Consider the following 19,088-nt stretch of genomic DNA (forward strand, 5'->3'; position numbering starts at 1 on the left):
GAAAGCGCCCCGTCCGGCCGGGAGCCTGGATGGACGAGGGAAGGAGCGGGTCGTGGTCGTCGGGCTGATCGTCGCGTGCGAGGTCGGGTTCTGGGTGCTGCTGGCGGCCGGGCTGGCCGTCCGCTATCTGCTGAAGTGGCGGCGCACCAGCGTGGCGCTGCTGTTGTGCGAGCCGGTGCTGGAGGTCGTCCTGTTCGCGGTGACGGCGGTGGACCTCAGAAACGGCGCCGAACCGAGCTGGGAACACGGACTCGCCGCGCTCTACATCGGCTACACCGTGGCGTACGGCCACTACACGATCCGCTGGCTGGACGGTCACGCTGCCCACCGCCTGGCAGGGGCCCCGCGTCCGCACCGGCCGCCGCGCTACGGGATGGCACGCGCCCGCCACGAGGGCGCCCTGTGGCTGCGCACCCTCCTCGCGGCCGCCGTCGCCTGCGCCCTGCTCCAGGCGGCGATCTGGTACGTCGGCGACGGCGACACCTCGACGCTGCGCACCTTCCAGTGGGTGTCGCTGCGGGCCCTGGGCATCCACGGGCTGATCGCGCTCACCTATCTGATCTGGCCGAAGAAGCAGCCGGACACCGCCGCCCGCCCGGTGGAGGACCGTACGCCGACCGGACGATGAACGAGGGAAGGGCGCGGGGGTGCTCCGGCTCAGCGCTCCCCGCCCGGCACCCACAGGACGTCGCCGGTGTCCTTGTTGGCGGTACGGGCCAGGATGAACAGCAGGTCGGAGAGCCGGTTGAGGTAGGTCGCGGTCAGCGGGTTCATCAGCTCGCCGTGGACCTCCAGCGCCGCCCACGTGGAGCGCTCGGCCCGGCGTACGACCGTGCAGGCCTGGTGGAGCAGGGCCGCGCCCGGGGTGCCGCCCGGCAGGATGAAGGACCGCAGCTTCTCCAGCCGTTCGTTGAAGCGGTCGCAGTCCGCCTCCAGCTTGTCGACGTAGAACTGCTCGACCCGCAGCGGCGGGAACTCGGGCTTCTCCACCACTGGCGTCGACAGGTCCGCACCCACGTCGAACAGGTCGTTCTGGACGCGGGTGAGGACCTTGACGACCTCCTCGTCCAGGCCGCCCAGCGCGATCGCCGTGCCGATCACCGCATTCGCCTCGTTGGCGTCGGCGTACGCGGAGATCCGCAGATCGGTCTTGGCGACCCGGCTCATGTCGCCGAGGGCGGTGGTGCCCCGGTCGCCGGTCCTGGTGTAGATGCGCGTCAGATTGACCATGTGGCCAGCGTAGTTACGCTCCGGCCGTCCGGAACCCGCGTGTGCCCACTGTCACGGCCCGCGCCGTGGGACCCGGGGCACGCCGGGTGGGCGTCGGCGGATCAGCAGGAGGTTCTGGCCAATCTCGAAACAGGTCCTGCGCGAGGAGAGCGGCGACGCCGCCGACGATGAGATGCCGCGCCTGATCGCGGGTCAGCTGGGCCGGGCGTAATCCGTGCAAAGCATCACGAGAGGTACCCCTCCTCCTCGACGGCATCGAGGAGCTGTTGGGCGTGGAGGCGCCCAACTAGGCCGTCCGAGGCACGGAATGGCCCGCGCCGGTGTGATGTCCGTCAGATGAGACGTGACGCGCATTACTTACCGGTCACACGGCACCGCACGAGCGCTAAGGTCCGCCGAAGAGGCAACCTAAAAAGGGTGTAAGGCGTTTCAAAGGGGAGTCGCAACAGTGGCACGGAAGCTTGCCGTCATCGGCGCCGGCTTGATGGGTTCCGGTATCGCCCAGGTCTCTGCCCAGGCGGGCTGGGACGTCGTTCTGCGGGATGTCACCGACGAAGCGCTCACGCGTGGCACCGACGGCATCAAGGCCTCGTACGACAAGTTCGTCAGCAAGGGGAAGCTGGAGGCGCACGACGCCGACGCCGCCCTCGGCCGTATCACCGCGACCACCGACCTCGACGCCGCAGCCGACGCGGACGTGGTCGTGGAGGCCGTCTTCGAGAAGCTGGAGGTCAAGCACGAGATCTTCCGCGCGCTCGACAAGATCGTGCGCCCGGACACCGTGCTCGCCTCCAACACCTCCGCGATCCCGATCACCAAGATCGCGGCGGCCACCGCACACCCCGAGCGGGTCGTCGGCGTCCACTTCTTCTCGCCGGTGCCGATGATGCAGCTCGTCGAGCTCGTCCGCGGCTACAAGACGAGCGACGAAACCCTCGCCACCGCACGGGAGTTCGCCGAGTCGGTCGGCAAGACCTGCATTGTCGTCAACCGCGACGTCGCCGGCTTCGTGACGACCCGTCTCATCTCGGCGCTCGTCGTCGAGGCGACCAAGCTGTACGAGTCGGGCGTGGCGAGCGCCGAGGACATCGACCTCGCCTGCAAGCTCGGCTTCGGTCACGCGATGGGCCCGCTGGCCACGGCGGACCTGACCGGCGTCGACATCCTGCTGCACGCCACCGGCAACATCTACACCGAGTCGCAGGACGAGAAGTTCGCGCCGCCCGAGCTGATGCGCCGGATGGTTGACGCCGGTGACATCGGACGCAAGAGCGGGCAGGGCTTCTACACGTACTGAAACACCAGTACGTACAGCCACTGACATCGCACAGACCCCGCGAGTATCACCCGCGGGGGTGAATTCGGTATCGGTTCGCTTACAGACGGCAACCTCGTCGCCGCTGAAGCAGTCAGACGTTGCACAGCCACCGTCACGGAGTACGCCACCGCACTCTCGGGGAGCGCATATGTACATCAGGGGCGACCACGCCGAGCTGGTCGTCGGGGGCCGCCTCGACGTCCGCAGCGCGGCGGACGCCCGTACGGTCCTGCACTCGGCCGTCGACGACGGAGTCGGCGACCTGGTGCTCGACCTGTCCGGACTGGACTCCTGGGACGCCACCGGCCTCGGGGTGATCATGGGTGTCCACCGGCGGGCCGGACGCTGCGGCCGGCGTCTGGTGCTGCGCGAGGTACCGCCACAGATGCAGCGCCTGCTGGTGGCCACCCGACTGCACCGGATCCTGGCGATCGAGGGCGGCATCGGCGTGGAGTCGCTGCCTCGCGTGTGACCCCTTCGAACGGATGTGAACCGGGAGGCGGGGGAGTCCCGGCGCAGGTCCGCGCAGCAGTCGTCGCGTGCGATCCTCACGAGACTGTGACGTCACGCACGGCGCGGTACCCGGGGCTGTCGTAGATACTGAGCGAAGGTTTAAGGTTCGGTCGCCCGCTGCCTGACAAACCCTGCAGCGGGCCCGGACCAGAAGCGACAGCGCGGTGTGCAGCAAGGCCGGGAGGGGCTCAAGGCACACACGACGCTTTTGGGGGGCTTGAAACCTATGGACCCGAACAGCCGGGGACCCGAGGAGTACGGCCACGACGATGGGGGCACCTCCCGCTCGGGTGCATTCGAGAGCGGGGGCGGCAGCTCGTCGCGCCAGCGCCCGCCCAGGGACCCCCTCACGCCGGACTTCGGACAGCACACGCCCGCACTCGCACGCACGGTGCAACTCGTCACGGGCGACTACCTGCTCACCGTCAACCCCGTCGACGGCAGCGAGATAGAGGCCTGCCCGCCGGGCGAGCGCCCGGGGCGGCCCGCGAAGTACACGACGGCCGAGCGGGCCGAGGTGGACCGCACGGCCAGGCCGCCCGTTCCGCCGGGCCCGGCCCAGCCGTCGCTGCCGCTCCTGGCGCGCCAGGAGGAGCGCGAGCGCCTGGTGCGGCTCCTCGCCCGCGGCCGCTCCGTGCGCCTCACGGGCCCCGCCGGTTCCGGCCGCACCAGCCTCCTCGACCTCGTCGCCGAGGACTGCTGGGACCTCGCCCCCGACGGCGTCGTCCGCCTGAGCGGCTTCCACCGCACGGCGAGCGACCTGCTCCACGACCTCTTCTACGCCGTCTACAACGCACCCCTGCACCGTCCGGAACAGGACGAACTGCTCGCGCTGGTCCGTGACATCGGCGCGGTCGTCGTCCTGGACGACGTCGAGTTCGGCGGCGCCGGACTGGACGAGCTGCTCGACGCGACGCCCGAGTGCGCCTTCGTGATCGGCACGACGCCGGAGGTGCCCGCGCCCTCCGCCGACTCCGCCCTCGAAGAGGTCTTCCTCGGCGGTCTCGACCGCGCGGGCGGCGTGGAGCTCATCGAGCGAGCCGTCGGTCGTGTCCTCACCGAGGAGGAGGCCAACTGGGCCGGCGACCTCTGGTTCGAGTCGGAGGGCCTGCCCCTGCGCTTCGTCCAGGCCGGCGCTCTGCTGCGCCAGCGCGACGAGCAGCGCTCCCGGGCCGACGCCGTCGACGAGTTCGGCGTCTTCCAGGACGCGGTTCCCGCCGACGGCCCGTTCGACACGCCCCTCGACGGCGAGGACGGCGCAGACGTACCCCTGCCGTCCCTCGGCGAGGCCGCGGCACCCGCTCCGCTGCTGGCCTCGCGGCTCAGCGACTCGGCGCGTGCCACCCTGCGGTTCGCCGTCGCGCTCGGCGGCGAGGTGCCGCACCAGGCCCATCTGCCCGCACTGGTCGGCGACACCCACGCCGACGCCGCCCTCGGCGAACTGGCGTCCTGCGGCCTGGTCTCCCCGGTCGGCTCCCGCTACCGGCTCGCGGCCGGGGTCCTCACCCAGCTCGTGGCCGCCGGATACGTCGACGACGTCGACACACGGGCTCTGTCCGCCGCCCAGCACTACGCCTGGTGGGCCGGGCACCCGTCGGTCACCCCGGAGCGCGTGTGCGCCGAGGCCGACGCCCTGCTCGCCGCCCTCGGCGTCCTGGTGCCGGGCACGACGGCGCCGGCCGAGGGCGAGGAGAGCGTCACCGTGCAGCTGGCCCGCACGGCGGCGCCGGCCTTCGCCGCGGGTCTGCACTGGAGCGCCTGGGAGCGGACGCTGCGGTTCGGTGCCGAGGCCTCCCGGCTCGCCGGCGAGGTGTCCGAACAGGCCTACTTCCACCACGAGTTGGGCATCCTCGCGCTCTGCGGCGGGCAGCTCGACCGAGCCCGCGCCGAGCTGGAGTCCTCCATCGGCCTGCGCGGCGCACTCGCCGACAAGCGCGGCACCGTGGCGGGCCGCCGCGCCCTCGCCCTGGTCGCCGACCGCTCCGGCACGACGCCGGGGCTCGGCTCGACGGCGGGCGAGGAGGTCCCGGACGCGCGCTACGAGGAGTCGCAGTCGCCGCCCCGGGGAATCCCGGCCGCGCTGCCGGGCGTGCCGCCGCCCGGTGACGCCTCGACCCTGGTCGTCCACCGGGGCATGTCCGGCCCGATGCCCAAGCCCCACCGGGCCGGCATCCGGGGCCTGGCCCGGCGCAACCTCGTCGCGGCCGGTGCGGGCGCGCTGCTCGCAGCCGTGCTCGGCACGGTCGTGACGCTCGGCGCGACCTCGAACAACGACGCCAACAACCCGTCCGACAAGGTCGGCGTCAACCCGTCAGCCAGCCAGGGCGCCGACGACGGCAGCCTGGGCGCCGACAAGCCGAAGAGCGGCAACGGCGACACCGGCACCGCGACGAGCCGCCCGACGGACCCGGGCCCCGACGGCACGTACGGCACCTCCGACGACCCGACGCCGCCGTCCGACACCCAGCGGCCCTCCGACGACCCGAGCGGCACGAAGGGTTCGGGAGGCGGTCCGTCGCACTCGCCGTCCAAGTCGCCGACGACGAAGCCGCCCACCTCGGGGACGCCGACCAAGTCGCCGACGACGCATCCGACCACGCCGTCGTCTCCGCCGCCCACGTCGCCGTCGGCGTCGCCCACCCCGTCCGCCACGCCTTCGACGAGCCCGTCCACCTCCGACTCGGCCAGCGGACCGGCGTCCAGTGCCCCGGCGTCCTCCAGCGCCCCGGCCCAGACGAGCAGTTCCGCGAGCGCGCCGACGAGCAGCGGTGCGGGAACGCCCAGTGGTTCCGGCGCCGTGATCTGAGGTTCCGCGCAGACGACGAGGGCCGGGTCCGTCTCACGGACCCGGCCCTCACCGTCGTGGAACCGCCTTTTATCCCGCTGTCGCTCAGAACAGCCGGAGCTTGTCGTCCTCGATGCCCCTCATGGCGTTGTAGTCCAGCACCGTGCAGCCGATGCCGCGGTCCGTCGCGAGGACGCGGGCCTGGGGCTTGATCTCCTGGGCTGCGAAGACGCCGCGGACCGGGGCGAGATGGGGATCGCGGTTCAGCAGCTCCAGGTAGCGGGTGAGCTGCTCCACGCCGTCGATCTCGCCGCGCCGCTTGATCTCGACCGCGACGGTCCGCCCCTCGGCGTCCCGGCACAGGATGTCGACCGGGCCGATGGCCGTCATGTACTCGCGGCGGATGAGCGTGTAGCCGTCGCCGAGGGTCTCGATGCGGTCGGCGAGCAGCTCCTGGAGGTGTGCTTCCACGCCGTCCTTGATCAGGCCGGGATCCACGCCCAGTTCGTGCGAGGAGTCGTGGAGGACTTCCTCCATCGTGATGATCAGCTTCTCGCCCGCCTTGTTGATGACGGTCCAGACGCCGTCCTCGTCGCCGGAACCCTCCTTCAGGGTGCAGGGCGGCGACATCCAGTTCAGGGGCTTGTAGGCGCGGTCGTCCGCGTGGATCGACACGCTGCCGTCCGCCTTCACCAGGATCAGGCGGGGCGCCGAGGGGAGATGGGCGGTGAGCCGGCCCGCGTAGTCGACGGAGCATCGGGCAATGACGAGACGCATGGTCGGCAACGCTACTCGACGGGTGCGGGTCGACGCGATTCGCGTCGGCAGAGCGCCCCTGTTGTCCCGGAAGACCCGAGACAACCCTTGTTCATTTGTGGCTGATTGTGCGCCCAATGAGGGCTCTCCATGTACGCATTTTTGTGGTGCGGTCACCGTCCGTTGCTTACCGTAGTAAACGGGAGGTCGCGAGTCGGGTACTGAGCGTGTTCGGTATCGCGAACTCCCCTATCTGTCCGGCAACCCCTGTCGACCACGGGGGTGCGAGAGGAGAACCCATGTCGCTCGACGTCTCACCGGCCCTACTCGAAAAGGCCGAGCGAGGCGAGGTCGACGAAGCCGAATTCGTCGACTGCGTCCGGACCTCCCTGCCCTACGCATGGGAGATGATCAGCTCCCTGGTGGCCCAGCTGAAGGTCGACGGCGGCAATTTCGCCGACAACCAGACGCCCCCGCCGGACGAGCAGGCACGCGGACAACTGCTGCGTGCGCTCGCGAGCGACGCCATACGCGGCGCGCTGCAAAGGCACTTCGGTGTGCGGCTGGCCTTCCAGAACTGCCACCGCGTGGCGGTGTTCCCGCTGGACGCCTCGGTCGACGAGACGCTGGCCCGCTTCACCTCGGTCCGCAGTCAGCTGCTCAACCAGTCCCCGGAGTTCCGGGACTGCTGAGAAGCAGGCCGCTTGCTTGCCGCTCCGTACGCGGGAGGTGTGTCAGTACTGGGGCGGCAAGCTCCTTGCAGTGCAGGCCCGTTCAACCGAGGTGCGGGAGCACCTCGGCACCCAGCCGTCGTACGTTCTCCTCGGTGGCCGCCAGGTCCCCCGAGCCCTCGACGAGCAGCGCGAAGCGGGAGATGCCGGTCCGCTCGCTGGTCGCCGCGAGCCGGTCGGCGCACAGGCGCGGGGTGCCCACCGGGTGCAGCCCGCACAGCAGTTCGGTGTAGGCCAGCGGGTCGCGCATCTGCCGGCTCCGGCCGTCGACCGTGACATGCGCTTCGAGTCCCTGCTTCAGCCAGCCCGGCATCGCCTTCGTCAGTGCCTCCACCGCGTCCGTACGCCGGTCCGCGATCTGGCAGACGCCGGCGGAGACATGGGCCGCACCGAGGACCTCGTCCGCCGGATGCCCGGCGGCCCGCGCCAACTGCCGCCACAGGGCGACCATCTCGGCCTTCTCCTCGTCGCCCACATGCATCCCGAGGAGCATCGGCAGCCCGCGCTCGGCGGCCGTCCGTACGCTCGACGGCGAGGTGCACGCGACGACGACCTCGGGGCCCGCCGTGTCCGTCAGGGACTCCGACGGCCTTGGTACGACGGGGACTTCACGGAAGGCGAAGCGATCCCCGGCCGCCGCGACCGACGGCTCGCGCAGCCAGCGAACCAGCAGATCGAGTGATTCCGGGAACCCCTTCTCGTACGCCTCGATGCCTGACCCGAACACTTCCAGGTCGACCCACGGCCCGCCGCGCCCCACGCCCAGCGAGAAGCGCCCGCCGGAGGTGATGTGCAGCAGCGCGGCCTGCTCGCCGACCGACACCGGGTGGGCGGTGGGCAGCACGGTCACCGCCGTGCCCACCCGGATCCGGCGGGTGCGGCCGAGCAGTAACGCCGCCAGGGTGATCGCCGACGGGCAGGTCCCGTAGGGCACGAAGTGGTGCTCGGCCAGCCAGACCGAATCCAGACCGGCCTCTTCGGCGATCTCGGCCGAGCGGACCGCCCGGTGCAGCGCCTCCCCCTGGCCCTGCCCCGGGAACTGGGCCGCCAACACGAAACTTCCAACGTGCATCGTTTTTCCTGCTTCCTTGGCCCCGACGCGGAGCTCCCCCACTCGCATAACCGTCTGACACGTGCCGAGGACACGGCCTGGCGAAGGGATTTGCGGATTGTCTGCAGAATCGGCGCTCGCGGCGGGGCCGGCGCCGACCGGTCCTTTACGCGTACCCCCGTCCGCGCCCCGTAGGCTGGAGTGGAACCGTGCTTCCTGTATAGCCCCGTGAGGTGTCCCGTGTCCCCGCGTCGCAACCGACCCAAGGGAGCCGACCCGTCGGACTCGTCCGGACGGAGCGCCGAGGACGACCGTCCCGGCCGCTACGGCGGCTGGCAGTCGACGGAGAGCTGGCAGGGCGAGGAGTGGAGCGTGCGGCACGTCGCGGGCGCCAGCGCGCAGGGCAAGACCTACCGCTGCCCCGGCTGCGAGCAGATGATCCCCTCCGGCGTCCCGCATGTCGTGGCCTGGCCGGAGCACTCGGGCGTCGACGACCGCCGCCACTGGCACAAGGCGTGCTGGAACGCGAAGGACCGCCGCACCACGCGGGTGCAGCGGTCCCGTAACGCGCCGAGGTTCTGAGCCCGGGCCAGAGGCTAGACGTCGCGCTTCTGCAGCAGCACGACCGCGCCGGCGAACGCGGCGGCCGTCACTCCCAGGGCGATCCACAGCGGGTCCCAGCCGGTCGGGCCCGTTTTGCTGAGCGACGTGGTGTAGAAGGCGCCGAGCTGGTTCGGGATCGAGTAGTCGAACAGCGCCTGGCGCAGGTCCTCCAGCGCCGACGAGAACATGAACAGCGCGATCACCAGCGGCGCGAGCACGAGGCCGATCATGAGGGTGATGGCGCCCGCCGAGTGCCTGATGATCGAGCCGACGACGAGCGAGAGCAGGCCGAGCAGCGCGATGTAGAGCGAGATGCCGAGCGTGCCCTTCAGCCACTCACCGCCGGACGGCTTCTCGGCGCCGTCCAGCATGCCCACGTCCGCGAGGGCGACGAGGAGCACCGACACGAACGTGACGGTGAACGCCACCGAGAAGAACACGATCGCCTTCGCCGCCAGCACCCGTCCCCGGGACGGGCATGCGGTCATCGTGGTCCGGATCATCCCGGTGCCGTACTCCGAGGCCGTGGTCAGCACGCCGAGCGTGATGATGCACATGCTGCCGAGCAGCAGCCCGAAGACACCGAAGGACAGCGGGTTGTCGCCGGCCAGATCGTCCTCGCCCGCGTTGGTGGAGACCAGCGTGGCCACCAGCAGCCCGATGCCGACGACGAGCAGCACGAACACGCCGAGCGTCCACATCGTGGAGCGCACCGACCTGATCTTCGTCCACTCCGAGGCGATCACGTGCCCGAGGTGCGTGCGCACGACGGGGATCGGCGAGGTGTAGGTGGGGTACGGCGAACCGGACGCGCCCGCCTGCCAGTTGGGTGCGGCGGCCTGCGGCATCGGGGGCTGGGGCGTGCTCATCGGGCGTCCTCGGGCTTGGTCATGTCGGCGGGGGCGGCGGGGGCGGCCGCGGGGGCCTGGGGCGCCTGGGGCGCCGACTGGGCGTACGGGTTGGCCGGCCCCGCCGCGGGTGCGCCGGGGGCTCCGTAGGGGCCCGCAGCGGGCTGCCCGGAGCCGTACGGGCCGGCGGGCGCCGCGCCCTGCGGACCCGGGGCGCCCTGCGGCATCGCGAACGCCTGGCCGCCCTGCTGGGGCGGCGGCGGGGCGTACCAGTCGGGCTGGCCCTGCCCCGGCACCGGCATCGGCGGCTGTACGCCGGGCGGCAGCGGCTGCATCAGCCCGGCCTTCTGGTCGATCGTCGAGCGGTAGTCGACGGCTCCCTGCGTCATCCGCATGTACGCCTCCTCCAGCGAGGCCTGGTGCGGCGACAGCTCCCACAGCCGTACGTCGCTGTCGTGCGCGATGTCGCTGATGCGGGGGAGCGGCAGTCCCGTGATCCGCAGGGCGCCGTCCTGCTCGGGCAGCACGTGCCCGCCCGCCTCGGTCAGCGCGGACGTCAGCTTCTCGCGCAGCTGCGGCTCGGTGTCCGGCGTGCGCACGCGCGCGAAGTCGGCGGAGTTCGCCGAGATGAAGTCCTTGACGCTCATGTCGGCCAGCAGCTGACCGCGGCCGATCACGATGAGCTGGTCGGCGGTGAGAGCCATCTCACTCATCAGGTGGGAGGAGACGAAGACCGTACGTCCCTCCGCCGCGAGCGCCTTCATGAGGTTGCGCACCCAGAGGATGCCCTCGGGGTCGAGGCCGTTGACCGGCTCGTCGAACAGCAGCACCTGCGGGTCGCCGAGGAGCGCGGCGGCGATGCCCAGGCGCTGCCCCATGCCGAGGGAGAAGCCCTTGGAGCGCTTCCTGGCCACTTCCTGGAGGCCGACCACGCCCAGTACCTCGTCGACCCGGCGCGCCGGGATCCCGGACAGCTGGGCCAGGCACAGCAGGTGGTTGCGGGCCGACCGCCCGCCGTGCACGGCCTTGGCGTCGAGCAGGGCGCCCACCTGGCGGGGAGCGTTGGGCAGCCTGGGGTACGGGTATCCGCCGATCGTCACCTGCCCCGCGGTGGGGTTGTCCAGGCCGAGGATCATGCGCATCGTCGTCGACTTGCCGGAGCCGTTGGGGCCGAGGAAGCCGGTGACGGCGCCGGGCCGCACCTGGAAGGAAAGGTTGTACACGGCGGTCTTGTCGCCGTAGCGCTTGGTCAGGCCGACAGCCTCGATCATGCTCCGCACCCATCGAAAGGATCAGGACAGCAGGGCACACGCCCCCGTAAGGGTTAGGAGGATATCGAGGCGCTGACGGTTCCGCTCAAGAGGAAGTAAAAGACCTGCCCCCGCTTACGTCCTTGCTCACGCGTCCCGCCTCTTCAGCAACCCGTACCCGCCGAGCAGTGCGGCGACGGCCCACAGCACCATGATCCCGAGTCCGCCCCAGGGACCGTAGGGAGCGTCGTCGTCGATCGGCGTGACCACCTGCATGATCTTGCTGCCGGCCTGGTCGGGCAGGAACCGGCCGATCTTCTTCGTCGCGTCGACGTTGCCCAGGATGTTGGAGATCAGGAAGAAGAACGGCATCAGGATGCCCAGCGACAGCATCGGCGAGCGCAGCATCGAGGCGACGCCCATCGAGAACACCGCGATGAGGGTCATGTAGACACCGCCGCCGATCACGGCGCGCAGGACATGCGGATCGCCGATGGCGGCCCGGTGCGAGCCGAGCATCGCCTGCCCGAGGAAGAAGGCGACGAAGCTGGTGACCATGCCGACGGCGAGGGCGAGGCCGGCCGCCACGGCGATCTTGCTGAACAGGAAGGTGCCGCGCTGGGGGACCGCGGCCAGCGAGGTGCGGATCATGCCGGTGCTGTACTCGTTCGAGACGACCAGCACGCCGAACACGATCATGGCCAGCTGACCGAGGCTCATGCCGGCGAAACTGATGAACGTCGGGTCGAAGGAGAGCCGGTCCTTCTGGCTCATGTTGTCGAACTCGTGCCTGGACAGCGCCGAGATGAGCATGCCGAGCGCGACGGTGACGACCACGGAGAGGGAGAGCGTCCACACCGTGGACGCCACCGACCGGATCTTGGTCCACTCGGACTGTACGACCTGGATCGCCGCCATGCTCAGCTCCTCTTCCAGTCCTCGCCCCAGTGCGGCCGCTCAGGGGGCGCCGGCGCCTCGTGGGGTGTGTCGGCGTGCGCGTGGTACTCCACCGACTCCGCGGTCAGCTGCATGAACGCCTCCTCCAGGGAGGCCTGCTGGGGGCTCAGCTCGTGCAGCACGAGCTGGTGCTGCGCGGCCAGCTCGCCGATCTGCTCGGCCTTGCCGCCGTCCACCTCCAGCACCCCGCTGCCGGACTCGATGACGGTGACCCCGGCCTCCTGCAGCACGTCCAGCAGCCGCTCGCGCTGCGGGGAGCGGACGCGGATGTACGACCGTGAGTTCTGCTCGATGAAGTCGGCCATGGAGGTGTCGGCGAGCAGCCGCCCCTGTCCGATGACCACGAGGTGCTCGGCGGTCAGCGCCATCTCGCTCATGAGGTGGGAGGAGACGAAGACCGTACGGCCCTGCGCCGCGAGCGATTTCATCAGGTTTCGGATCCAGTGGATGCCCTCGGGATCGAGGCCGTTGACCGGCTCGTCGAACATCAGGATCCGCGGATCGCCCAGCAGCGCGCCGGCGATCCCGAGTCGTTGTCCCATGCCGAGCGAGAACCCCTTGGCCTTCTTCTTCGCCACCGCCGTGAGGCCCACGGTGTCCAGGACCTCGGCCACCCGCCGCTTCGGGATGCCGTTGCTCTGGGCCAGGCACAGCAGATGGTTGAAGGCGCTGCGTCCGCCGTGCATGGCCTTGGCGTCCAGCAGGGCGCCGATGTACTTCAGGGGTTCCTTCAGGCGGTCGTAGTGCTTGCCGTCGATACGGACGTCCCCTGTGGTGGGCCGGTCGAGCCCGAGCATCATGCGCATCGTCGTCGACTTGCCGGCCCCGTTCGGCCCGAGGAAACCGGTCACCAGGCCGGGTCTGACGGTGAACGTGAGGTTGTTGACCGCCAGCTTCTCGCCGTAGCGCTTGGTCAGGCCCTCCAGCTCGATCATGCGGCCACGCTAAGACGCCGGTTGGGCCCCTGCCACCCGGGCAGGCAACCGGGCGTGAGCCGGGGCGGTCGGCAGCAGGCTGCCGAGGGGAGGCCGGGCAGGCCAGAGGCCCGCACCTTCGGGGGAGACGGTGCGGGCCTCTGATCGTGCTGCTGGTTACCGGGACTGCTGCGCCGGAACTCCACGGGAGATCGGCTCGTCCTCGGCCGGCGAACCGGCGGCGGCCACCGCGGCGCCCGTGAGCGTCGCGAGCATCTCGCGGACGTTCGTCAGCTGGGCGTTGATGCTGTCGCGGCGGTTGGTGAGGGCGGCCAGCTCGCGCTCGGATTCCGAACGGATCCGGTCGGCCTTGGCGTTGGCGTCGGCCACGATGTCCTCGGCCTGGCGCTGAGCCGTCTCCACCGTCTGGCGGGCGCGGCGCTCGGCGTCCGTGCGCAGCTTCTCCGCCTCCAGGCGCAGCTGCTCCGCGCGGTGCTCGATCTCCGCGAGACGCTTCTCCGCCTTCTGCTGACGCGACGCGAGGTCGCGCTCGGACTGCTCGCGGCGCTTGGCGAGGTTCGTCTCGAAGTCGGCGGCGGCCTGCGCGGCCTTGGCGCGGGTCTCCTCGAAGAGGGCGTCGGCCTCCTCGCGCTTGGACTGCGCGTCCTTCTGCGCCTCGGAACGCAGCTGAGAGGCGTCGCTCTTGGCCTTCTCGACGATGCGGACGCCCTCGTCCTCGGCCTTGGACTTGCGCTCCGCAGCGAACGATTCTGCGTCGTTGCGGACCTGCTGGGCCGCCGACTCCGCCAGCTCGCGGTGCTGTTCGGCCGCGCGACGCGCCTCCTCGCGCAGATCCTTGGCCTCCTCCTCGGCGAGGCGGAGGATCTTCTCTACGCGCGCGCCGAGGCCGGCGTACGAGGGCTCCGCGTCGGTCACCTGGGCCTGGGCGTTCTGCGTTTCGAGGTGGAGTTCCTCGATGCGCTTTTCCAGGGCGGTGATACGGGCCAGAGCGCTGTCACGGTCGGAGACGAGCTTCGAGATGCGTTCGTCCACCTGAGCGCGGTCGTACCCACGCCGCACAAGCTCGAAGCCGTAGGGGGAAGTGTCGCTCATGGGGTTCCTGTCAAATGAGACCGGTGAGGTGATAGGGGGAATCCTAGGGGCCGAAGCGGTGTGTCATCGAGCGGATACGTGTTTGATCTGGAGAATGACACCCCTTTTGGGTGGCTGACCGCGGGACGGCTTGCCAAAAACTTGGTCAAAGGCCCCAGACGACGCCGGTTTTGGACCTGTCGATCAGCTGTCCGACGGCTTACCCGAACGAGGGGCGCCGACCGTGACGCCCGCCTTGACGCCGCCGTCCTTGCCCGCCGTTGGGGTCTCGAAAGACTCCAACGCCTCCAGCACGTCCTGGACACGGGAGATCTCGGCGTTGATGTCCTCGCGCCGGCGCACCAGGATCTCCAGCTCCCGCTTGCCTTCCTCGACCGTGCGCCGGGCCTCGCGGATCGCCTCGGCCTTGAGCTCCTCGGCCTCCTTCACGAGCGCCGACTTCTTCAGCTCGGCCTCCTTCAGGAGCCCCTCGGCCTTCTTCACGGCGGCGATACGGACCTTGCCCGCCTCGGAGTTCGCCTCCGAGACCAGCTCCCTGGCCTTCGCCTGTGCCTTGGCCAGCTGCTCCTCGGCGGCCTTGATGAGCGCGTCGCAGCGGTCGCCCGTGGACTTCATCGTCTCGGCGGACTCGCGCCGGGCCCGCTCGTGGAGCGCCTCGATCTCGCCCGTGATCCGGTCGCGCAGCTCCTCCGCGCGCTCCCGGATCTGCGTGGCGTCACGGCGGGCGCCGACGAGCAGCTCGTCCGCGTCCGTACGGGCCTTCTCCACCCGCGAGTTGCCCTCGATCGTGGCCTCCGACACCAGGCGCTCCGCCTCCGTGCGGGCCGCGCCCACCATGGAGTCGGCCTGCGCCTCGGCGTCGGCGGTGGTCTTGTGGGCCTGCTGCTGTGCCTCGGTGAGCAGCTTGTCGGCCTCGGCCGTGGTCTCCGTGATGAGCGTGTCGACCTGCTCGGCCACGTCGGAGCGCCGTTTGTTGGCGTCCCTGCGGGCCTCGTCGAGGGTCCGGTCGGCTTCCTCGCGCGCCGCGTTGACCAGCCGCTCGGCCTCCGTGGCCGCGCCGGCCTTGACGCGCTCGGACTCGCTGCGTACCCGCTCGGCGTGCTGCTGCGCGGAGCCGACCGTCTCGGCGGCCTCGGCCCGCAGCCGCTCCGCGTCCCCGGCGGCGTCCGCGATGAGCTTCTCGGCCTTGGTGACCGCCTCGGCCCGCACCCGCTCGGCCTCGGCGGCCGTGTCGGAACGCAGCCGGTCGGTGTCAGCGATCGTCTCCGTCGTGAGCCGCTCCGCCTCGCTGCGCGCCTCGGTGATGAGGGTGTCCGCCTGGGTGGCGGCGTCCGACCGGATGCGGTTGGCGTCGTCGCGGGCGTCCGCCCGGGTGCGCGCCGCCGCCTGGTCGGACTCGGCGATCGCGTCCGACGCCTCCGTACGCACCCGCTGTGCGTACTCGGCGGCCTCCGAACGCAGCCGCTCGGACTCCGCGATCGCCTCCGAGACCGTGCGCTCCGCGAGCGACTTGGCGGCGTCCGTCTCCTCCCGCGCCTCGCGCCGGATCCGGCCCGCGTCCTCGGACGCCCGCTCCCGCTCGGAGTAGGCGTCGGCGCGGACCCGGTCCGATTCCTCCTGCGCCTCGCGCCGGGTGTGGTCCGCCGCGTGCTCGGCGGCGCTGCGCAGCCCGGCGATCTCCTCCTGGGCCTGCTCGTGCAGCCCGGCCACGGAGTCCCGTACCTGCTGGGCGTGTTGCTCGGCGGCCGACACCATCTCGTTCGCGCGCCGGTCGGCCTCCTCGACCAGCCGGACCGCCTCGGCCTGTGCCTCCTCGACGCGGTTGCGCGCCGAGGCCAGCAGCTCCTCGCTCTGCTCGCGGGCCCGCTCGCGCTCCTGGTCGGCCTCGGCACGCGCGGCGCCGAGGGTCTCCTCGGCCTCGCGCCGGCGCCGGCCGGCCTCCTCCTGTGCGGCGGCCAGCGTCTCCGACGCCTCCGTGCCGAGTCGCTCGGCGGCGGCCTGTGCCTCCGCCCGTACCCGGTCGGCGGTGTCCTGGGCCTCCGACTTCAGCCGCTCGGCCTCGGCCGCGGCCTCCGACCGCAGGCGTATGGCGACGGCCTCGCTCTCGGCACGCGAGGCGGACGCGTCCGACGCGGCCTCGCTGCGCAGCCGGTCGGCCTCCGCCTCGGCCTGCTGCTGCAGGGTGCGGATCCGTTCGGCGGCCTCGGCGCGCAGCCGGTCGGCCTCCTCGGCGGCCTCGCGGCGGATGCGCGACGCCTCCTCGCGGGCCTCGGTCAGCGCCAGCTCGGCGGCGGCGAGCCGGTCCTCGGTCTCCGCGTGCAGCCGCGTCAGCTCCTCGGCGGCCTCCGCGCGGCGTGCCTCTATGGCCCGCTCGGTCTCCTCGTGCAGCTCGCGCGCGGCGTGCTCGGCGTCGGCCTTGATGCCCTCGGCCTGCTCGACGACCTCCTCGCGGTGCCGCTCGGCCTCCTGACGGGTGCGCTGCAGCGTCTCCTCGGCCTGCCGGCGCAGCGTGGTCGCCCGCTCGATTGCCTCCGTACGGACCTTCTCGCTGTCCGTCGTGGCTTTCTGGCGCAGCTCGTCCGCGTCCTGCTTGGCCTTCGCCAGCAGCTCCTCGGCGGTCTTGGCCGCCTCCTCGATCTGCTGGACGGCCTCCTTGCGGGCCTCCGCGCGGATCTTCTCGCCCTCGGCGACCGCGTCGGCACGCAGCTGCTCGGCCTCGCCGCGCAGCCGGCGCGCCTCCTCCTGCAGCTCGACCGTCTTGGCGCGGTACTCCTTGGTGTCGTCCTTCGCCGAGCCCTTGAGCTGCTCGGCGATGTCGTGCGCCTCGGCGCGCAGCCGGTCGGCCTCGGTCTCCGCCTCGCGGCGGATCCGCTCGGCCTCCTCGGCGGCCGCCTTGGTGGTGTTCTGCGCGTCCTCCTGCGCCTTGTTGAGGACGTCCTCGGCGGTCTTGGCCGCCTTCGACAGCTGGGTCGCGCTCTCCTCGGCGGTGAGCGTGCGGGCCTTCTCGGCGGCCTCCGCGACGATCCGCTCGGCCTCCGCGCGGGCGTCCTCGACGGCCTGCTCGGCGTCCGACCTGGTGGACTCCGCCTCCTTGGTGGCCTCCTCGACCAGCCGGGCGACCTGCTCCTTCGCCGTACGGGTGCGCTGCTCGTTCGTCGACTCGGCGCTCGCGAGGGCCTTCTCGGCCGCCGCCGTGGCCTCGGTGACGAGCTTGTCGGCCTCGGCCTGCGCCTTGCGCAGCGCCTCCTCGGCCTCCGTCATCCGCTGCTCGGCGGTCCGGCTCAGCTCCTGCGCCTGACGGCGGGCGGAGTCCGACTCGGAGACGGTGGAGGTGCGCAGCTGCTCCGCGTGGTCGGTGGCCTCCTGAGCCTGCGTGGACGCGGCGTTCAGCAGCCGCTCGGCGTCCGTACGGGCCCTGAGCAGCAGCTGCTCGGCCTCCGCGCGGGCCGCCTCGGCGTCGGCCTCCAGGCGCTGCCGGGCCTCGGTCGCGACCCGCTCGGCCTCGGCGCGCGCGGCGGCCATGGCCTGCTCGGCCTCGGCGCGGGACTCCTCCAGCAGCCGGCGTGCCTGGGACTCCGAACGGGCGCGCAGCTGCTCCGCCCATGCCACGTTCTCGTTGACGTGCGACTCGACGGTCTGCCGGCGCTCCGACAGCTCCTGGTCGAGCTGCTGGCGCCGGGTGACCGCCTCCTGGTGCAGCTCCGCCTGCAGCCGGGCCGCGTTCTCCGCGTGTTCCTGGAGGATGCGCTGGGTCTGCGCCCGCGCCTGGCTCAGCTCGCGCTCGGCGTCCTGGCGCAGCTGGTCGGCCTGGACCTGCGCGTTGCGCAGCAACTGCTCGGCCTGGTAGCCGATGTCGCCGCCACCGGCGTCGTAGGAGGGCCGGGACATGATGGTGCGGCGCGCCTCGTGCAGCTTGGCGCGCAGCACCTCGACCTGGTAGCCGAGGTCCTCGGCGTGCTGGATCGCCTTTTCCCGCTCGGTCTTCAGCCGCTCCATCTCGGCCTCGAACCGAGAGAGGTGGTCGACGTCAGCCGCCGGCTCTCGCTCCTGGCGTTCGTAGCCCCGCACTGCGCGGTCCCATCCGTCCCCTGGTCGCAAGTCTGGCCATACGAGCTCCGTCCATCCGCCGAACGGGGCCCCCGGGGAATGGTGTCAGATCAACGGCGGAGCACGGGCTGCTGCCCCGACGCCCGCCCCCCGAAACCCGGTCCCCGGCGGTCCCGGTGTCAAAAGGTGGCGTCGTCCGCCCTCAGAGCGGGCCGCGCGTCGTCCGGCACATGCGGTCGCAAGGCGCCGGAAGGTCCTTGTAGCGGGGAGCCACCAGGGCCTTTCGGCAGCGCGGCGAGCGTGCGTGCCAGGCGTCGTACGGCAGGCGCCACCTCAGACGCCAGGACCGGGTCACCCCCCAAGAAGCGGCGACCGCCCCCAACCCTACCGGCCCATATGTACGGGGGTCAGTGCTCAGGTGACTCAACAGGCGCCGAAGTGACCAGTTCTGTCAGAACGCCGTGGCAATCCTTGGGGTGCAGGAACGTGATCCGTGACCCCATGGAACCGCGTCGCGGCTCTTCGTACAGCACGCGTACGCCCTTGTCGCGGATGTCCGCGGCCTCGCTGTCGACATCCGCCGTACCGAAAGCGATGTGGTGGACGCCCTCGCCGTTCTTGTCGAGCCACTTGGCGACGGTCGAGTCCGGACGCGTCGGCTCTAGAAGCTGCAGGTAGGAGGCGCCGCCGTCGGACGTGTCGTTGATCTTGAGCATGGCCTCGCGCACGCCCTGCTCCTCGTTGACCTCGGAGTGGAACACCTCGAAGCCGTACGTGGCCCGGTAGAACTCGACAGTTTTGTCGAGGTCGAAGCAGGCGATCCCGATGTGGTCGATTCGCGTCAGCATGGTGTTAGTGCAGCGCTCCCCCAGTGGTTACGCAACGTGCGCGCGATCACACCGACGGCCGGGTGACGGCACGGAGTGCCACTCAGTACATTCGAAGTAAACCCTCGTTCACTTCTTCAGCTGT

16 protein-coding genes are annotated in these 19,088 nt (G+C 71.2%); 6 read left to right on the plus strand and 10 right to left on the minus strand.

The window, feature by feature from the left end; translation table 11 throughout:
• The first annotated feature begins 52 nt into the window (after positions 1–52).
• Positions 53–628 (plus strand): hypothetical protein, encoded by a 576-nt coding sequence (locus OG870_RS31525; protein WP_266843919.1) that lies wholly within the window; start codon positions 53–55, stop codon positions 626–628.
• A 29-nt stretch (positions 629–657) separates the two neighbouring features.
• Here OG870_RS31525 and OG870_RS31530 read toward each other — a convergent pair whose 3' ends face one another.
• Positions 658–1,230 (minus strand): cob(I)yrinic acid a,c-diamide adenosyltransferase, encoded by a 573-nt coding sequence (locus OG870_RS31530; RefSeq protein ID WP_266521633.1) that lies wholly within the window; start codon positions 1,228–1,230, stop codon positions 658–660.
• A gap of 448 nt (positions 1,231–1,678) precedes the next feature.
• Between OG870_RS31530 and OG870_RS31535 the strand changes: the two genes are divergently transcribed.
• From OG870_RS31535 to OG870_RS31545, 3 genes are all read left to right on the plus strand, one after another.
• Positions 1,679–2,527 (plus strand): 3-hydroxyacyl-CoA dehydrogenase family protein, encoded by an 849-nt coding sequence (locus tag OG870_RS31535; RefSeq protein WP_266521635.1) that lies wholly within the window; start codon positions 1,679–1,681, stop codon positions 2,525–2,527.
• Between the two features lie 169 nt (positions 2,528–2,696).
• A complete protein-coding gene (locus OG870_RS31540) occupies positions 2,697–3,020 on the plus strand; it encodes an STAS domain-containing protein (RefSeq protein ID WP_266521637.1) in 324 nt (107 codons plus the stop codon).
• A gap of 267 nt (positions 3,021–3,287) precedes the next feature.
• Entirely contained in the window at positions 3,288–5,867 is a 2,580-nt protein-coding gene (locus OG870_RS31545) for an ATP-binding protein (RefSeq protein ID WP_266843916.1), read from the plus strand.
• A gap of 84 nt (positions 5,868–5,951) precedes the next feature.
• On the opposite strand, the gene nucS is transcribed toward OG870_RS31545, so the two are convergent.
• Positions 5,952–6,623, minus strand: a complete 672-nt coding sequence (gene nucS / locus OG870_RS31550) for an endonuclease NucS (protein ID WP_266521641.1) — start codon at positions 6,621–6,623, stop codon at positions 5,952–5,954.
• A 278-nt stretch (positions 6,624–6,901) separates the two neighbouring features.
• Between nucS and OG870_RS31555 the strand changes: the two genes are divergently transcribed.
• Complete coding sequence (locus OG870_RS31555; protein ID WP_232652334.1) at positions 6,902–7,294, plus strand: SCO5389 family protein; 393 nt, start codon at positions 6,902–6,904, stop codon at positions 7,292–7,294.
• Between the two features lie 82 nt (positions 7,295–7,376).
• On the opposite strand, the gene OG870_RS31560 is transcribed toward OG870_RS31555, so the two are convergent.
• Positions 7,377–8,405, minus strand: a complete 1,029-nt coding sequence (locus tag OG870_RS31560; protein WP_266521645.1) for an LLM class flavin-dependent oxidoreductase — start codon at positions 8,403–8,405, stop codon at positions 7,377–7,379.
• A 219-nt stretch (positions 8,406–8,624) separates the two neighbouring features.
• Here OG870_RS31560 and OG870_RS31565 point away from each other — a divergent pair, with 219 nt between their 5' ends.
• Entirely contained in the window at positions 8,625–8,966 is a 342-nt protein-coding gene (locus tag OG870_RS31565; protein ID WP_266521647.1) for an ATP/GTP-binding protein, read from the plus strand.
• Positions 8,967–8,980: 14 nt separating this feature from the next.
• On the opposite strand, the gene OG870_RS31570 is transcribed toward OG870_RS31565, so the two are convergent.
• The 7 genes from OG870_RS31570 to mce all read right to left on the minus strand — a co-directional run bounded on the left by OG870_RS31570 (position 8,981) and on the right by mce (position 18,964).
• Positions 8,981–9,856 carry an ABC transporter permease gene (locus OG870_RS31570; RefSeq protein WP_327691756.1) on the minus strand — a complete coding sequence of 292 codons (876 nt, stop codon included), beginning with the start codon at positions 9,854–9,856 and terminating at the stop codon, positions 8,981–8,983.
• Positions 9,853–11,106: an ABC transporter ATP-binding protein gene (locus tag OG870_RS31575; RefSeq protein ID WP_266843911.1), complete on the minus strand. Its 1,254-nt coding sequence runs from the start codon at positions 11,104–11,106 to the stop codon at positions 9,853–9,855. The genes OG870_RS31570 and OG870_RS31575 overlap by 4 nt, the downstream gene beginning before the upstream one ends.
• A 126-nt stretch (positions 11,107–11,232) precedes the next feature.
• A complete protein-coding gene (locus tag OG870_RS31580; RefSeq protein ID WP_266589991.1) occupies positions 11,233–12,003 on the minus strand; it encodes an ABC transporter permease in 771 nt (256 codons plus the stop codon).
• 2 nt (positions 12,004–12,005) lie between these two features.
• Positions 12,006–12,977 carry an ABC transporter ATP-binding protein gene (locus OG870_RS31585; RefSeq protein WP_266589993.1) on the minus strand — a complete coding sequence of 324 codons (972 nt, stop codon included), beginning with the start codon at positions 12,975–12,977 and terminating at the stop codon, positions 12,006–12,008.
• Positions 12,978–13,133: 156 nt separating this feature from the next.
• A complete protein-coding gene (locus OG870_RS31590) occupies positions 13,134–14,069 on the minus strand; it encodes a cellulose-binding protein (protein WP_266521657.1) in 936 nt (311 codons plus the stop codon).
• A gap of 183 nt (positions 14,070–14,252) precedes the next feature.
• On the minus strand, positions 14,253–18,137 hold the full coding sequence (gene scy, locus OG870_RS31595; protein ID WP_266589995.1) for a polarized growth protein Scy: 3,885 nt from the start codon (positions 18,135–18,137) through the stop codon (positions 14,253–14,255).
• Between the two features lie 386 nt (positions 18,138–18,523).
• A complete protein-coding gene (gene mce / locus OG870_RS31600; protein ID WP_266926386.1) occupies positions 18,524–18,964 on the minus strand; it encodes a methylmalonyl-CoA epimerase in 441 nt (146 codons plus the stop codon).
• Between the last annotated feature and the right edge of the window lie 124 nt (positions 18,965–19,088).

This window comes from Streptomyces sp. NBC_00461 (genome assembly GCF_036013935.1).
In the GTDB taxonomy this organism is placed as follows: domain Bacteria; phylum Actinomycetota; class Actinomycetes; order Streptomycetales; family Streptomycetaceae; genus Streptomyces.

Excerpts from the sequence above, each read along its gene's own strand:
- OG870_RS31575 (WP_266843911.1), bottom strand. The coding sequence starts at position 11,106 with ATGATCGAGGCTGTCGGCCTGACCAAGCGCTACGGCGACAAGACCGCC.
- OG870_RS31555 (WP_232652334.1), top strand. The coding sequence starts at position 6,902 with ATGTCGCTCGACGTCTCACCGGCCCTACTCGAAAAGGCCGAGCGAGGC.
- OG870_RS31560 (WP_266521645.1), bottom strand. The coding sequence starts at position 8,405 with ATGCACGTTGGAAGTTTCGTGTTGGCGGCCCAGTTCCCGGGGCAGGGC.
- OG870_RS31540 (WP_266521637.1), top strand. The coding sequence starts at position 2,697 with ATGTACATCAGGGGCGACCACGCCGAGCTGGTCGTCGGGGGCCGCCTC.
- OG870_RS31545 (WP_266843916.1), top strand. The coding sequence starts at position 3,288 with ATGGACCCGAACAGCCGGGGACCCGAGGAGTACGGCCACGACGATGGG.
- OG870_RS31530 (WP_266521633.1), bottom strand. The coding sequence starts at position 1,230 with ATGGTCAATCTGACGCGCATCTACACCAGGACCGGCGACCGGGGCACC.
- OG870_RS31580 (WP_266589991.1), bottom strand. The coding sequence starts at position 12,003 with ATGGCGGCGATCCAGGTCGTACAGTCCGAGTGGACCAAGATCCGGTCG.
- nucS (WP_266521641.1), bottom strand. The coding sequence starts at position 6,623 with ATGCGTCTCGTCATTGCCCGATGCTCCGTCGACTACGCGGGCCGGCTC.
- OG870_RS31570 (WP_327691756.1), bottom strand. The coding sequence starts at position 9,856 with ATGAGCACGCCCCAGCCCCCGATGCCGCAGGCCGCCGCACCCAACTGG.
- OG870_RS31590 (WP_266521657.1), bottom strand. The coding sequence starts at position 14,069 with ATGAGCGACACTTCCCCCTACGGCTTCGAGCTTGTGCGGCGTGGGTAC.
- mce (WP_266926386.1), bottom strand. The coding sequence starts at position 18,964 with ATGCTGACGCGAATCGACCACATCGGGATCGCCTGCTTCGACCTCGAC.
- OG870_RS31585 (WP_266589993.1), bottom strand. The coding sequence starts at position 12,977 with ATGATCGAGCTGGAGGGCCTGACCAAGCGCTACGGCGAGAAGCTGGCG.